The organism is Micromonospora sp. NPDC001898 (assembly GCF_042891255.1).
Lineage (GTDB): Bacteria > Actinomycetota > Actinomycetes > Mycobacteriales > Micromonosporaceae > Micromonospora.
In genome coordinates this window covers 309,961-323,883 of the sequence record NZ_JBIATC010000004.1, presented here as the reverse complement: position 1 = coordinate 323,883, position 13,923 = coordinate 309,961, and the positions used below count along the sequence as shown (strand labels likewise).

15 protein-coding genes are annotated in these 13,923 nt (G+C 73.6%); 9 read left to right on the top strand and 6 right to left on the bottom strand.

The features are described from left to right. Positions 1-3 precede the first annotated feature (3 nt). The gene (locus ACFYZF_RS11965; protein WP_387018839.1) at positions 4-267 is read right to left on the bottom strand and encodes a DUF6343 family protein; all 264 of its coding nucleotides are present in this window, start codon (positions 265-267) and stop codon (positions 4-6) included. Between the two features lie 178 nt (positions 268-445). Between ACFYZF_RS11965 and ACFYZF_RS11960 the strand changes: the two genes are divergently transcribed. Then, positions 446-1,294, top strand: a complete 849-nt coding sequence (locus tag ACFYZF_RS11960; protein ID WP_387018836.1) for a GDSL-type esterase/lipase family protein — start codon at positions 446-448, stop codon at positions 1,292-1,294. A gap of 72 nt (positions 1,295-1,366) precedes the next feature. Here the strand turns inward: ACFYZF_RS11960 and ACFYZF_RS11955 are convergent, their stop codons facing one another. From ACFYZF_RS11955 to ACFYZF_RS11945, 3 genes are all read right to left on the bottom strand, one after another. Next, positions 1,367-2,131 carry an EcsC family protein gene (locus ACFYZF_RS11955; RefSeq protein WP_387018833.1) on the bottom strand — a complete coding sequence of 255 codons (765 nt, stop codon included), beginning with the start codon at positions 2,129-2,131 and terminating at the stop codon, positions 1,367-1,369. A 47-nt stretch (positions 2,132-2,178) separates the two neighbouring features. Next, positions 2,179-2,325 (bottom strand): hypothetical protein, encoded by a 147-nt coding sequence (locus tag ACFYZF_RS11950; RefSeq protein ID WP_201754126.1) that lies wholly within the window; start codon positions 2,323-2,325, stop codon positions 2,179-2,181. A gap of 103 nt (positions 2,326-2,428) precedes the next feature. Then, positions 2,429-3,415 (bottom strand): peptidase M23, encoded by a 987-nt coding sequence (locus ACFYZF_RS11945; RefSeq protein WP_387018830.1) that lies wholly within the window; start codon positions 3,413-3,415, stop codon positions 2,429-2,431. Between the two features lie 410 nt (positions 3,416-3,825). Between ACFYZF_RS11945 and ACFYZF_RS11940 the strand changes: the two genes are divergently transcribed. The 4 genes from ACFYZF_RS11940 to ACFYZF_RS11925 all read left to right on the top strand — a co-directional run bounded on the left by ACFYZF_RS11940 (position 3,826) and on the right by ACFYZF_RS11925 (position 6,884). Continuing rightward, on the top strand, positions 3,826-4,746 hold the full coding sequence (locus tag ACFYZF_RS11940) for a proteasome assembly chaperone family protein (protein ID WP_387018828.1): 921 nt from the start codon (positions 3,826-3,828) through the stop codon (positions 4,744-4,746). A 37-nt stretch (positions 4,747-4,783) separates the two neighbouring features. Then, on the top strand, positions 4,784-5,581 hold the full coding sequence (locus tag ACFYZF_RS11935; RefSeq protein ID WP_387018825.1) for an exodeoxyribonuclease III: 798 nt from the start codon (positions 4,784-4,786) through the stop codon (positions 5,579-5,581). Positions 5,582-5,620: 39 nt separating this feature from the next. Beyond that, positions 5,621-5,941 (top strand): antibiotic biosynthesis monooxygenase family protein, encoded by a 321-nt coding sequence (locus ACFYZF_RS11930; protein ID WP_387018822.1) that lies wholly within the window; start codon positions 5,621-5,623, stop codon positions 5,939-5,941. Between the two features lie 256 nt (positions 5,942-6,197). Then, complete coding sequence (locus tag ACFYZF_RS11925) at positions 6,198-6,884, top strand: tyrosine-protein phosphatase (RefSeq protein ID WP_387018819.1); 687 nt, start codon at positions 6,198-6,200, stop codon at positions 6,882-6,884. A gap of 43 nt (positions 6,885-6,927) precedes the next feature. Here the strand turns inward: ACFYZF_RS11925 and ACFYZF_RS11920 are convergent, their stop codons facing one another. Both ACFYZF_RS11920 and ACFYZF_RS11915 read right to left on the bottom strand, forming a co-directional pair. Then, on the bottom strand, positions 6,928-7,599 hold the full coding sequence (locus ACFYZF_RS11920; RefSeq protein WP_387018816.1) for a class F sortase: 672 nt from the start codon (positions 7,597-7,599) through the stop codon (positions 6,928-6,930). 8 nt (positions 7,600-7,607) lie between these two features. Next, positions 7,608-8,348, bottom strand: coding sequence for a hypothetical protein (locus ACFYZF_RS11915; RefSeq protein WP_387018814.1), 741 nt, complete (start codon positions 8,346-8,348; stop codon positions 7,608-7,610). A 128-nt stretch (positions 8,349-8,476) separates the two neighbouring features. Here ACFYZF_RS11915 and trmB point away from each other — a divergent pair, with 128 nt between their 5' ends. The 4 genes from trmB (at position 8,477) to ACFYZF_RS11895 (ending at position 13,877) form a co-directional block, all read left to right on the top strand. Beyond that, positions 8,477-9,190, top strand: coding sequence for a tRNA (guanosine(46)-N7)-methyltransferase TrmB (gene trmB, locus ACFYZF_RS11910; protein WP_387018811.1), 714 nt, complete (start codon positions 8,477-8,479; stop codon positions 9,188-9,190). Between the two features lie 56 nt (positions 9,191-9,246). After that, positions 9,247-11,760 carry a DEAD/DEAH box helicase gene (locus ACFYZF_RS11905; protein WP_387018809.1) on the top strand — a complete coding sequence of 838 codons (2,514 nt, stop codon included), beginning with the start codon at positions 9,247-9,249 and terminating at the stop codon, positions 11,758-11,760. 120 nt (positions 11,761-11,880) lie between these two features. Further along, a complete protein-coding gene (locus tag ACFYZF_RS11900; protein WP_387018806.1) occupies positions 11,881-12,528 on the top strand; it encodes a hypothetical protein in 648 nt (215 codons plus the stop codon). Between the two features lie 368 nt (positions 12,529-12,896). Continuing rightward, positions 12,897-13,877, top strand: coding sequence for an endonuclease domain-containing protein (locus ACFYZF_RS11895; protein WP_387018804.1), 981 nt, complete (start codon positions 12,897-12,899; stop codon positions 13,875-13,877). Positions 13,878-13,923: the final 46 nt, after the last annotated feature.

The following is a 13,923-nucleotide window of genomic DNA, read 5'->3' as shown; positions in this document are numbered from 1 at the left end:
CTGTCACTCGAACAGCGAGTGCCGCGCGCCCGGCTGCTCCCGGCGGCGCGCGGCCCGACGGCGCTGGATGACGACAAGGTCGACCACCGCGACCACGGCGAAGACCGCGCAGACCACGCCCAGCCACACCAGGTCGGCCCGGAACGCCAGCACGGCGAAGACCGCCATGGTCACCAGCCCGAAGCCGGCGAGCGCGAGGCGGAGGTTGAGCGCGCTGTACGCGTGACCCACCGTCCCGCGGGCACGTCGGGGCTGCGATCTCGTCATCCCTGCGGGCTACCCCCGATCGGCGCGGTTAACCGACCCAGCCGCACCGCATGCCCTTTACCACTCGCTGGGCAACGACGGGGCAAACTGCCGGAAAGCCGACAGGAGGCCACCCCCCGACCCGGTGTCCCGCATAGGGTTACCGCGCTGTCGCACTCCGCCGCGGGACTGGGGAATCATGCCTCGACGCTGGGTCGCCGCGGTCGCCTGCCTGGCGGCCCTGGTCGCGCTCGCCTGTGAGGACGGGGGCAGCGCCCAGCCCCGGCCGCCGGGCGGGTCGCCCGCGCCCGGCACGCCGGCCGCGATGGCCGCGCTCGGCGACTCGATCACCGCCGGGTTCGGCTCCTGCCTGATGCTCAGCTCGTGCGAGCGCAACTCCTGGTCGACCGGGGACGGGCTGCGGGTGGACAGCCACTACCAGCGGCTGCTCGACCGGAACCCGAAGCTGCGCGGGAAGGCGTACAACCACGCCAAGCCGGGCGCGCGGGCCGCGGCGCTGGCCGGGCAGGCCGAGGCGGCGGTACGCGACCGCGCCGACTACGTCACGGTGCTGATCGGCGCGAACGACGTGTGCCGCGACGACGTCGACGCGATGACCCCGGTGGCCACCTTCCGCAGCGAGGTGGACCGGGGCCTGCGGGTGCTGCGCAAGGGTCGCCCGAAGGCGCGGGTGCTGGTGGTCAGCATCCCCGACCTGTACCGGCTGTGGGAGGTCGGGCACACGGACTCCCGGGCGGTACGAGCCTGGCGGCACGGGATCTGCCCGGCGCTGCTGGCCGACGCGACCTCGACCGCGCCCGCCGACGTGGCCCGCCGGGCCAGGGTGCGGGACCGGATCGACGACTACAACGCGCAGTTGAAGGCGGCCTGCCGGGCGCACGGTTCGCGGTGCCGGTACGACGGTGGGGCGGTGCACCGGGTGCGCTTCACCCTCGACCTGGTGAACGCGCTGGACTGGTTCCACCCCAACGTCGCCGGGCAGGGCCGGCTGGCCGACGCGACCTGGCGGGCCGCCGGCTTCGACTGAACCCCGGGCCCCCGATCGGCTGACCCGCACCGGCACCCCGCCCGGCGTGTCGCGCCGGTTCCCGTCAGAGGATCACGGCGAGCCCGAGCCGGTGATGCCCGTGCTGCGGTAGAGCTGCCGGGAGCGCTCGGCGAGGTCCTTGGTGGCCGACGAGTTGGCCCAGGTGCCGAGGACGATGGCCGCGCCCGGGATCACCTTGGCGAAAACCCGCTTCGCCGCCCGAACCCCGGCCATCTGGGCCAGCCGCACGCTCAGCCGGATCATCGCCTTGCCCAGCGCTTTCTGCCCCCCGGAGCCGAACAGCGCCCCGGCCCGCTCCCGCCCGGCGGCCACCCCCAGCGCCAGCCGGGCGGTCCCGGCGACCTTGTGCACCTTCTGCAGCACCAGCAGGTCGGTGGCCCGCTCGGGGTGGGTCGGATCGACCCCGTGGGCCGCCGCCACGTGCAGCACCATCCGGGCCTGCGTCCAGGCCAGCACCCCGACGTCGATCACCGCGCCGGGCAGCCCGGCCGCGCCCGAGACCGCGCCGGAGAGCCGGGCCAGGGTGACGAACTTGCGGACCGCCTGGTCGGCCAACTCCTCGGCCGGCACGCCCGGCCGCTCCGCCCGCGCCCGGGCCGCCCACTGGGCCGCCTCGGGCCCGAGCCGGCGCACCGCCTCCAGGGCGAGGTGCTCCGGGGCGTACTGCGGGTCCTCCCGCATCCGGTCCCAGAGCCGGGCCGGCGGCGCCTCCGGGGCGTCCTGGGCGATGGTGGGGATCACCGCCGGTGGACGCGGCGCGGCCGGCTCCGGGGCGGGGGTGCTGGGCTGGCCGTCGACGGGGGCGGGGTCGGTCACGGAGGCTCCCGGGGGTCGTTGAGGTGCGGGTACGACGGCGCCGGCGTTCAGCGCCGGGTGGACAGGCGGGAGGCCAACTGCTTCAGTTTGCGCTGCGTCTCCGGCTTCGCCATCTCGCGGCGGCCCCGGTCGACGATCTTCTGCCCCTGCGGGGAACGGAGGAACCGGCTGATCCGCTGCACCAGTGCTGACATGTCGTCCTCCTGTAGGTTGCCTCCCCCATGTGTACCCCGTGGGTGCAACCGCCATGCGTCCACTGTGGGCCTCACTGTGTGTGCCCGGCCCGCCCGGTGATCGCTACACGACGGCCAGGTGCGCGTCGACCACCTCGGTCGCCCGCCACTCGTGCTGGGCGTACAGGTCCGGATACGCGGAGATCTGCACAGCCTGGGCCGCCACGGTCAGCGGCAGGTCACGCCAGCCGGGAATCTGCTGGAGCGCGGCGAGGAACTGTCGGGTGGCGAACGCCGGGTTCATGAGCTGGCCCACCTCGCCCCAGCCGCTGCTGGCCCGCTGCTGGAACAGCCCGACCGAGTCGTGATCCCAGCCGACCCCCTGGTGCGGGTACTTCTGCGACTCGGGCAGCACACCGCTGGCCACGTTGTAGAGGTTGCTCTCCTGCATCGCGGTCGCCACGGCGATGACCAGCCCTCTGCGGGGCACCCCCATCTCCCGGCCGGTCCGCACGATCACCTTCGCGTTGGCCATCTGCGCCTTGGTCAGCCCGGCGACCGGGGCGGGGTCGGCCGGGCGGGCGGGCTGCTTGCGGGGGGCGGGCGCGCGGGTGGTGTCCGGATCGGCGGTGGTGGGGGACGGGGTCGCGGCGGAGGGGCTGACGGTCGCGGACGGGGTCGCCGACACCCGATCCAGCGACCGGGAGGCGGCGTCGGCGTCGGCGGCGGCACGCCGTTCCAGGTCGGCGCCGGCGACGGCCGCCCGGGCGGCGGTGTCCGCCCCCGTCTCCTGCCGGGCCTGGGCCAGGGCGGCAAGGCCGAGGCAGCAGGTCACGCCGGCGGCCAGGGCGACCGCGGTCCGCCCGGGCCGGCGCGACGGGCCGCCCGGGGCGGCGGGACCGGACGCGGAACGGCCGGGGGCGAGCAGGTTACGCAGCCGCGCGGAGCGGGTAGTCGTACCGCCAGGGGAAGTAATCCGGTGGTGCCCGGGGCGGGTGTCGCCGGTGGCGGTGGTGGAAGTAGCTGGCCGTTCGGACGAGGTGGTAACGTCCGAACGGCCAGCCGCCACGCCCGGGTTCTGCTGGTCGTCGAGGGTGCCGTCGTCACGCATCCGCCGACACTAGGCGGGACAAATGCGGATGACCCGGGGCCATTGAGTGGCCATCGTCACACTTCCGCCCGCCACGCCGGGCACCCCGGCAGCCGGCGGGCCGCACCGGCACGAGCCGGGCGGACCGGACGAACCTCCGGGGCCGGCGGAGGCGCACCGCGCCGGGCAGCTAACGCCCACTGCGAGCGGGGAGACCGACCGCTCCCCCGTTCGGCCGACACCGGGTAGACCGTCCGGCCTCGGCGGGCCGGTCGGCGCCGCCGGAGTGGGGCGTTCACCTAATTGTGATCATGAAACTTCCCGTCGGACCGTCGACGCAGGAATGCACAAGGATGGCGGGTACGTTTCCCGAACTGGGAGTCGTGCACGGCACGGCGCCCCGTTGGCACATTCCAGGGAGGTCCGCACCGGTGCTCGACCCACACGAGCTGTACGAACTCTCCGACGAGCTGCCCGACCTCGGGCAGCCGGTCCTCATCCAGGCCCTCACCGGCTTCGTCGACGCCGGCAGCGCCACCCGGCTGGCCCGGGAGCAGCTGCTCACCTCCCTCGACGCGCGCCCGGTCGCCCGCTTCGACGTCGACCAGCTCTACGACTACCGGTCCCGGCGCCCGCCGATGACCTTCGTCGAGGACCACTGGGCGGAGTACGACGCGCCGACGCTGGAGGTGCACCTGCTGCACGACGACGACGAGACGCCGTTCCTGCTGCTCACCGGCCCGGAGCCGGACCTGCAGTGGGAGCGGTTCGCCGCCGCCGTCGGCGGGCTGGCGGCCCGGCTCGACGTCCGGCTCACCGTGGGGCTCAACTCGATCCCGATGGCGGTGCCGCACACCCGGCCGACCGGGGTCACCGCGCACGCCACGAGACGCGAGCTGATCTCCGGGTACGAGCCGTGGCTGCAACGCGTCCAGGTCCCCGGCAGCGTCGGGCACCTGCTGGAGTTCCGCCTCGGCGAGCAGGGCCGCGACGCGCTCGGCTTCTCCGCGCACGTGCCGCACTACGTCGCCCAGTCCGAGTACCCGGCCGCCGCCGAGGTGCTGCTCGCCTCGGTGTCCCGCAGCACCGGGCTGCTGCTGCCCCGCGACGGGCTGCGCTCGGCCGCCGAGGTGGTCCGGGTCGAGATCGACCGGCAGGTCGCACAGACCGAGGATGCCGCCGCCCTCGTCTCGGCCCTCGAGGAACAGTACGACGCGTTCGCCCGGGGCCGGGGCGAGAAGAACCTGCTCGCCGCGGAGGCCGGTCCCCTGCCCACCGCCGACGAGCTGGGCGCCGAGCTGGAGCGGTTCCTGGCCGAGCAGGGCCGACCGGGCGACACCCCGGGGAGCTGACCGGACGGTCGGGGCGGGAATACGGCAGGCTGGAGGCATGCGCCTGGCGACCTGGAACGTGAACTCGGTGAAGGCCCGCCTGCCCCGGCTGCTCGACTGGCTGGCCGCCACCGGCCCCGACGTCGTCTGCCTTCAGGAGACCAAGTGCCCCGACGGGGCGTTCCCGGTGGCCGAGGTCGGCGAGTTGGGCTATACCGTGGCCAGCCACAGCGACGGCCGGTGGAACGGGGTGGCGATCCTGTCCCGCGTCGGCCTGGCCGACGTGACGGTCGGCTTCCCCGATGAGCCGGGCTTCCCCGAGCCGGAGGCCCGGGCCATCTCGGCCACCTGCGCCGGGCTGCGGGTCTGGTCGGTGTACGTGCCCAACGGGCGGGCCGTCGACGACCCGCACTACGCGTACAAGCTGGCCTGGTTCGCCGCGCTGCGCGACGCGCTGGAAGCTGAGCTGGCCGGCGGGCCGCCGGTGGCGGTCTGCGGCGACTTCAACGTGGCCCCGACCGACGCCGACGTCTGGGATCCGGCGCTGTTCGCCGCCTCCACCCACGTCACCCCCGCCGAGCGGGCCGCCCTCGCGGCGCTGCGCGACCTGGGGTTGCACGACGTCGTGCCCACCCCGATGAAGGGCCCGCACCCCTACACGTACTGGGACTACCGGGCCGGGATGTTCCACCAGAACAAGGGCATGAGGATCGACCTGGTGTACGCGTCCGCGCCGTTGGCCCTGGCGGTCCGCGCCGCGTACGTGGACCGGGAGGCCCGCAAGGGCAAGGGCCCCTCGGACCACGCCCCGATCGTGGTGGACGCCGACCCGGTGCCGGCCGCGCCGACGCCCTGACCCCCGTTGGGTGCGTCCGGCGGCGGTTAGGGTGGACCCATGGCAGTCGTGAAGATCAACGCGATCGACGTTCCGGAGGGCGCGGGCGAGGAGCTGGAGCGGCGGTTCGCGGCCCGGGCCGGCGCGGTGGAGGGCTCCCCCGGTTTCCTCGGCTTCGAGCTGCTGCGCCCGACCGGCGGCGAGAAGCGCTACTTCGTCTACACGAGGTGGGAGACCGAGGAGGCCTACCAGGCGTGGGCCGCCGGGCCGTCGCGGGCCGCGCACGCCGACGGCGAGGGCGGCGAACAGCGGCGCCCGGTCGCCTCCGGCGCGAGCCTGCTGGAGTTCGAGGTTGTCCAGCAGGTGCCACCCCGGCCCTGACCACAAGCCGGCGCCGGGAAGGTTGTCCGCGTGTCTCGGTGCCATGATCGTCTGCCGAGAACCGACACGACACGCCGTGCCGGTTCTCGCTGAACGACAGACGATCATGAGACGACGCGCGGACCAATCGCCTCCGCCAACGCTGGGCAGCCGCGCGCACCGGCCGGAACCGACCGTCTCCTGTCCTGGGCCCGCGCCCGTGGCTGACCGGGGGCTGGCCTCGGCGGCAGGTGCCCGGACCAGTAGTTTCGGCTACGTGACTGCTGTTGTTGATCAGGCCGAGACGGCTCCCACACCGGTCGTCGTTCCCGGTGTGCGGAACTTCCGGGATGCGGGCGGCGTCGGGGCCCTGCGTCGTGGCGTGCTGTACCGGTCCGGTGCGCTGCATGAGCTGCTGCCGGCAGGAGCACAGTCGTTGGAGCGGCTGGGCGTACGCACGGTCGTCGACCTGCGCAGCGTCCCGGAGATGACCGACAGGCCGGACGTACGGGACGGGCTCGGCTTCCGGCACGTGCGTGCGCCGGTGTTCGCCGAGCGCAACTGGCCGAGCGACCAGTTGGAGCTCTACCCGTTCATGGCCGGGCACGCGGGGCGTTCCTCGGTCGCTGTCATTCGTTGTCTTCTCACCCCGGGCCCGCCCGTACTGGTGCACTGCGCCTCCGGCAAGGACCGGACAGGTGTCGTCGTTGCCGTCCTTCAGACGTTGCTGGGAGCATCCGAGGCGGAGGTCACCGCGGATTTCCTCCGGTCGAACGCCGAGCTGGGCCTGACCGCGAACACGGCGTCGTCCACCGCAGGACACGGCACCCTTCCTGTCTCCGCCACCCTCATCCACCGGGCGATGCTCTGGATTCGCAGCATCCATGGTTCCGTCTCCGCCTACCTCGTGAAGCATGGCGCCGAGGAGTCGGAGCTGACGGCGCTGCGAACGCAGGTGGCCTGACGGCCAGGCCGGCGCGCAGCCCCTTCACCACGTCAGGGGGCCGTCAGGGACGGCGGGTGTCCACCAGCGAGGCGAAGGCGACCACGTTGTCGGCGTAGCCGGTCCGCCCGCCCACCCACTGGCCGCCGCAGGTGATCAGCCGCAGCCCCGGCGGCCCGTCGTCGCCGTACACCCGGTCGGCGGGCAGGGCGTCCTTGCCGAAGTGCTCGACCGAGTCCACCGCGAAGAGCACCACGTCGCCGTCGGCGCGGGTCACCTCGATCCGGTCGCCGGTCCTGAGTTTGCCCAGGTCGTAGAAGACCGCGGGGCCGCTCTTCGTGTCCACGTGCCCGACTATCACCGCCCGGCCGGGCTCACCCGGCGTCGGGCCACGGTCGTACCAGCCGGTCTCGTCCGCTTTCGCCAGCGGCGGCACGTCGACCGACCCGTCGGGCGCCTGCCCGACCGGCGCCACGGGCGCGGACACCCGGATCGCCGGCACGGCCAGGGACACCGGTCGGCTGGCCGCCAGCCCGGCGGCGGAGGGGGTGGCTCGGCCGACGGTTCCGGCGACCCAGTCGAGCGGCCCGGACACCCGGCCCAGCCCCGCGCCGGTGGCGAAGACGCCCACCAGCACCAGGACCACGGCGACCGGCACCGACCACAGCCGGCGCTCCGCCGGCTGCCCGGCGCCGGCCGGCGGGGCGGGCAACCGGGGTACGCGTGCGGAGGCCACGACCGGCCTCAACGCCCGGCGGCGGCGCGGCGGGCGCGGGGCCGGCGCCTGGTGGCCAGGCCGATCGTCACCCCGGCCACGGCCAGCGCCACACCCCCGGGCAGCAGCAGCCCGCCGGTGGCCGCCCCGGCGGTGCCGCCGAAGCCGGTGTTCGGGCCCCGGCTCGGGTGCTGCGCCGCGGGGTGCGTCGGATGCGGGGCCGGCTCGCGCGTCGGCCGGTGGGTGGGCGAGGGCGGGGGCGAGGGCGTCCGCTTGACCACCTGGAGCATCGTGGTCGCGGTCTCCCCGCCCCGGCACTCCAGCTTGACCCGGTAGTTGCCCGGCCAGACCCGCTCCCGGACCATCGGGGACGCCGTCAGCAGACCACGGTCCGGTCGGGCGGCGACCCGGCCGAAGGCGTCGGAGACCACGATGGCCGGCACCGAGTTGTCGTGGCAGCTCGCCCGGATGCCGACCAGGTAACCGGGCTGCACCGTGCCGGGGCTGACCTCGACGAAGACGAGCCAGCCGGGCTGGCCGCCGCCGGGCTGGCCGGCCGACGACCCGGGCGCCGGGGCGACCACGGGAGCGCCGGCGGCCCGGGCGACCAAGGGGGCACCGGGTGCCGGGGCGACCGCCGGGGCACCCGCGGCCCGGGCGACCCCCGCGAGCGGGCCGGCGACCACGCTGACGGCGCTGACCGCGAGCGGGCCGGCGACCGTGGCGACCACGACCGCCAGCGCGGCGCCGAGGCGCGTGGCTGACCCCATGATCCCTCCCGGCGCGGTAGCGCGACGCCGGGCACCGGCCGCCCGGCCTGCCGTACGGGACGGGTCCGCCCGTCCCGGTCGTACATCACATCCGGTCCGGCGTGGCCGTCGCGTACGCTCGGGTCGCTGTGACCTCCACTGACCCGAACCCCGCCGCGACCGTGCCGCCGCACGCGCCCCGGATCCGCACCTTCCACCCCCGGCGCGGCCGGATGAGCGACCGTCAGGTCGACGACCTGGACCGGCTCTGGCCGGCGTACGGCATGACGATCACCGACGACCTCGCCGCGCCGGTGGACCTGGCGGCGCTGTTCGGCCGCCGGGCCCCCGTGGTGCTGGAGATCGGCTCCGGGATGGGGGACGCCACGGCCGAGATGGCCATCGGCGACCCGAACCGAGACTATCTGGCCGTCGAGGTGCACACGCCCGGAATCGCCAACCTGCTGGGTCTGGTGGAGCGCCACGGCCTGGGCAACGTGCGGGTCGGGCGGGGCGACGCGCTGGACCTGGTCCGGGCGCTGCCGGAGGGCTCGCTGGACGCGGTGCACGTGTTCTTCCCCGACCCGTGGCCGAAGTCGCGACACCACAAGCGGCGGATCATCCAGCCGGCGCACGTGGCGCTGCTGCGCTCCCGGCTGGCCCCCGGTGGGACGCTGCACTGTGCCACCGACTGGGCCGAGTACGCCGAGTCGATGCGCGAGACGCTCACCGCCGACCCGGGGCTGGCCGACGTGCACGGCAGGTACGCCCCGCGTCCCGCCCACCGGCCGGTCACCAAGTTCGAGCGCCGCGCGCTGGCCGCCGGCCGCCCGGTCCTCGACCTGATCCACCGCCGGGCGTGACCGGCAGGCTCCCCGGTTGGCGCGGGAGGGCCTGCGGCAGGCACGATGGACGGGCTATGACGCTCACCGCCGCGCTGCCGACAAGCGCCGACCCCGACACCCTCTTCGACGCGTTCGCCGGCTGGGCGAAGGAGCGCGGTCTCGACCTCTACTCCCACCAGGAGGAGGCGGTCATCGAGATCGTCTCCGGCGCGAACGTGATCATGAACACGCCGACCGGCTCGGGCAAGAGCCTGGTGGCGATCGCCGCGCACTTCGCCGCCCTGGCCGACAGCCGGACCACCTTCTACACCGCCCCGATCAAGGCCCTGGTGTCGGAGAAGTTCTTCGCCCTCTGCGAGGTTTTCGGCGCCGACAACGTCGGCATGCTCACCGGCGACGCCAGCGTCAACGCCGACGCCCCGATCATCTGCTGCACGGCCGAGATCCTGGCCAACCTCGCGCTGCGCGAGGGCGAGCGGGCCGACGTCGGCCAGGTGGTCATGGACGAGTTCCACTTCTACGCCGAGCCGGACCGGGGCTGGGCCTGGCAGGTGCCGATCATCGAGCTGCCCCAGGCGCAGTTCGTGCTGATGTCGGCCACCCTCGGCGACACCACCCGCTTCGTCGACGATCTCACCCGGCGCACCGGCCGGCCGACCGCCGTCGTCCGCTCGGCCGAGCGCCCGGTCCCGCTCATCTTCACGTACGCGATGACGCCGATGCACGAGACCCTCGAGGAGCTGCTGGAGACCAAGCAGGCCCCCGTGTACGTCGTGCACTTCACCCAGGCCGCCGCCCTGGAGCGCGCCCAGGCGCTGATGAGCGTCAACGTCGCCAGCCGGGCCGAGAAGGACATGATCGCCGAGGCGATCGGCCGGTTCCGGTTCACCTCCGGGTTCGGCAAGACCCTGTCGAGGCTGGTCCGGCACGGCATCGGCGTACACCACGCCGGCATGCTGCCGAAGTACCGCCGCCTCGTCGAGACCCTGGCCCAGGCCGGTCTGCTCAAGGTCATCTGCGGCACCGACACCCTCGGCGTCGGCATCAACGTGCCGATCCGCACCGTGCTGTTCACCGGCCTGAGCAAGTACGACGGCATCCGCACCCGGCTGCTCAAGAACCGCGAGTTCCACCAGATCGCCGGCCGGGCCGGCCGGGCGGGCTTCGACACCATCGGCCGGGTCGTCGTGCAGGCCCCCGAGCACGTCATCGACAACGAGAAGGCCCTCGCCAAGGCCGGCGACGACCCGAAGAAGCGGCGCAAGGTGGTACGCAAGAAGCCGCCGGAGGGCTCGATCGGCTGGGGCCGGCCCACCTTCGACCGCCTCGTCGAGGCCGAGCCGGAACCGCTGACCTCCAGCTTCCAGGTCAGCCACTCGATGCTGCTCAACGTCATCGGCCGCCCCGGCGACGCGTTCACCGCGATGCGGCACCTGCTCACCGACAGCCACGAGGAGCCCGCCGCCCAGCGCCGGCACATCCGCCGGGCGATCGCCATCTACCGGGCGCTGCGCGCCGGCGGGGTGGTGGAGGAACTGCCCGAGCCGGACGAGACCGGCCGCCGGGTCCGGCTCACCGTCGACCTCCAGCTCGACTTCGCGCTCAACCAGCCGCTGTCGCCGCTCGCCCTGGCCACCATCGAGCTGCTGGACGCCGAGTCCCCGTCGTACGCCCTCGACGTGCTATCGGTGATCGAGTCGATCCTCGACGACCCCCGCCAGGTGCTCTCCGCGCAGCAGTTCAAGGCCCGTGGCGAGGCGGTCGCCGCGATGAAGGCCGAGGGCATCGAGTACGAGGCCCGCCTCGAACTGCTCGACGAGGTGACCCACCCGAAGCCCCTCGCGGAGCTGCTGGAGGCCGCGTACGAGATGTACCGGCAGGGGCACCCCTGGGTCGCCGACCACCAGCTGTCCCCCAAGTCGGTCGTCCGCGACATGTACGAACGGGCGATGACCTTCACCGAGTACGTGCAGTTCTACTCCCTCACCCGCTCCGAGGGGCTGGTGCTGCGGTACCTCGCCGACGCGTACAAGACGCTGCGCCAGACCGTCCCCGAGGACGCCAAGACCGAGGAACTGGTCGACCTCATCGAGTGGCTGGGCGAGCTGGTCCGCCAGGTCGACTCCAGCCTGATCGACGAGTGGGAGCGGCTGCGCAACCCCTCCGACGTCGCCGAGGCCGCCGAGGCGTACGCCAACCTGGACGACCGGCCGCCGGCGGTCACCCGCAACACCCGGGCGTTCCGGGTGCTGGTGCGCAACGCGCTGTTCCGCCGGGTCGAGCTGGCGGCCCTGCGCCGCTGGGACCTGCTCGGGGAGCTGGACGCCGGGGACGGCTGGAACGCGGACGCGTGGGCCGACGCGCTGGAGCCGTACTTCGAGACGTACGACTCGATCGGGATCGGCCCGGACGCCCGCGGTCCGGCGCTGCTGATGATCGAGCAGGGCCGCGAGCGGTGGACGGTCCGGCAGATCCTCGACGACCCGGACGAGGACCACGACTGGGGCATCAGCGCCGAGATCGACCTGGCCGCCTCCGACGAGGTGGGCGCAGCCGCAGTCCGGATCACGGACGTCGGCCAGCTCTAGCCGATCGGCACAGGAGGGGCAGTCCGGACGTCCGGGCTGCCCCTCCTTTTCACTGGGCGATGTCAGACCCATCGATTAGAATGTGTGTACTAAACCAAGTCCTGACCTGGGAGGACTTCCGTGAACGCGTCCACCTCCAGCACCCTCCCGCCCTACGCCACCCTCCTCGGCTTCACCCGGTACGTCGACCGCACCGGGCCCACCAAGGCAACCTTCGTCGGGGGCCTGCGCAAGCAGCGGGCGAGCCGGCACGGCTTCAACCCGCACGGCCAGTTCGTCAAGGCGCTCAAGGCCGACGTCGCGTTCCACACCGGCGGCACCCACCTGGCGCAGGTCGCCGACGTGGTCAAGCCGCGCTGGCGCCCGCTCTACCAGGCGCTCGTGCCGGGCGCGACGACCTGGCTGCGCTCCCTCGGCGAGCCGACCGCCGTCGACCTGGCCCAGACCCGCGACGCCCTGGCCATGCTCGGCGACCTCCCCGTCAAGATCAACCCCCACTTCGGCATCCGGTACGCCGAGGACGGCCGCGCCGAGGCCGTCCGCCTGCACTTCGACGAGGCCCCGCCCAGTGAGGAGGCGGCCCTGGCCACCCTGCACCTGATGGCCCGACACATGGACGCCGTCCTCCCCCACGCCGCCCCGGTCCTGGTAGACGTCCGCCGAGGCGAGGCATACCGGATGCCGAACAGCGTCAAGCCCCAACAGGTCGAGCAGTGGCTGGCGGGCGAGGCCGCCGCCTTCCGCGCCATCTGGTCCACCGCCGCCTGACCCGGCCCCAATCCGACGCGCCGCCTCCCACCCGTCCACGGGAGGCGGCGCGTCGGCCCGTTCCGGGCTTGGCCGTGGGAGGCGGCGCGTCGGCCCGTTCCGGGCTTGGCCGCGGCTGTCGACGTGGAGGTTGCCGCTGCAAGGTCACGCTCGATCCGGGAAACAGTGGTCACCGTGGCGCCCGGAGGCCCCTGTTTCCCGGATCGAGCACGACCTTGACACGACCTTGACACGACCTTGAGGGGCCACAACGGGGTTATCCACAGGGGACGGCGGAGTCCGATCGAAATCGGCAGAGTCGGGGCATGCCAAAAGCTCCGCTCCGACCTCCGCAGTTGCGAGGCCGAATCTTCCGTGGATCGGTGGCCGTGTCCGACGGTCTCCTCACCCGCAACGAACTGCGCAGTTCCGCCTGGCGCCCGTTGTTCCGGGACGTGTACGCGGACGCCCACCTCACGGTCACCCACCGCCACCGGTGCACTGCCGTGGCCCGCTGGCTGGTGCCACCCGGCACGGCCGTCGCCGGGCGATCAGCGGCGGCGTTGTACGGGGTGGGACGCGTCGCCCTCGACGAGCCGATCGACGTCCTGACGCCCAAAGGGCCGTTCCCCCTACCCTCGCACCCGAAGGCAGCGCCCCGGTCGGTACCAGGAGGTGACCACCGGCAGGAACCAGCAGGGGGCGATCGGCAGGACCCGAGGGTGGGACGCCGGCAGGGGCCGATGACGGGGCTGCGGGTGCATCGGGGCGAGGTGGATCCGTCGGATGTCGCCGATCGGGTGGGCGTGCTCGTGACCACTCCGGCCCGTACCTGCTGGGACCTGGCCCGCTGGCTGGACGCCGTGGAGGCGGTCGTCGTCATCGACGGACTGCTGGCGCGTCGCCTCACCGACGTTTCGGCGCTGCGCGAGTACGCGCTGGCCCGGGCCGGGCTGCGGGGCTGGCGTTCCCTGCTGCGCGCGGTTGACCTGGCCGACCCGGGGGCCGAGTCGCCGCAGGAGTCCCGGACCAGGGTGCGGCTGGTGCTGGCCGGGCTGCCCCGGCCGCGTACCCAGTGGGTCGTCTCCGACGGTGGGCGGTTCGTGGCCCGGCTGGACCTGGCCTGGCCCGAATTCAAGGTCGCCGTCGAGTACGACGGGCTCTGGCACGACGACCCCGAGCAGTTCCACCGCGACCGCCGTCGGCTCAACCGGCTCATCGGCGGGGACTGGCTCGTGCTTCATGTGACGGCGCGACGCCTGCGCGACGACTTCGACGGCTTCGTCGCCGAGGTGCGGGAGGCGCTGCGCTCCCGCCACCACCGCCGCCAGGGACGCACTGGGCATGATCGCGCTCGAACATGGAAGTAGTGGCCTCCTGTACGTCAGAGGCCACTACTTCCTGGATCGAGCGCGA

What these genes read in the sequence shown, in the direction of transcription:
- ACFYZF_RS11965 (WP_387018839.1), bottom strand. Translation starts at nt 267, where the DNA reads ATGACGAGATCGCAGCCCCGACGTGCCCGCGGGACGGTGGGTCACGCG.
- ACFYZF_RS11960 (WP_387018836.1), top strand. Translation starts at nt 446, where the DNA reads ATGCCTCGACGCTGGGTCGCCGCGGTCGCCTGCCTGGCGGCCCTGGTC.
- ACFYZF_RS11950 (WP_201754126.1), bottom strand. Translation starts at nt 2,325, where the DNA reads ATGTCAGCACTGGTGCAGCGGATCAGCCGGTTCCTCCGTTCCCCGCAG.
- ACFYZF_RS11945 (WP_387018830.1), bottom strand. Translation starts at nt 3,415, where the DNA reads ATGCGTGACGACGGCACCCTCGACGACCAGCAGAACCCGGGCGTGGCG.
- ACFYZF_RS11935 (WP_387018825.1), top strand. Translation starts at nt 4,784, where the DNA reads ATGCGCCTGGCGACCTGGAACGTGAACTCGGTGAAGGCCCGCCTGCCC.
- ACFYZF_RS11930 (WP_387018822.1), top strand. Translation starts at nt 5,621, where the DNA reads ATGGCAGTCGTGAAGATCAACGCGATCGACGTTCCGGAGGGCGCGGGC.
- ACFYZF_RS11915 (WP_387018814.1), bottom strand. Translation starts at nt 8,348, where the DNA reads ATGGGGTCAGCCACGCGCCTCGGCGCCGCGCTGGCGGTCGTGGTCGCC.
- ACFYZF_RS11905 (WP_387018809.1), top strand. Translation starts at nt 9,247, where the DNA reads ATGACGCTCACCGCCGCGCTGCCGACAAGCGCCGACCCCGACACCCTC.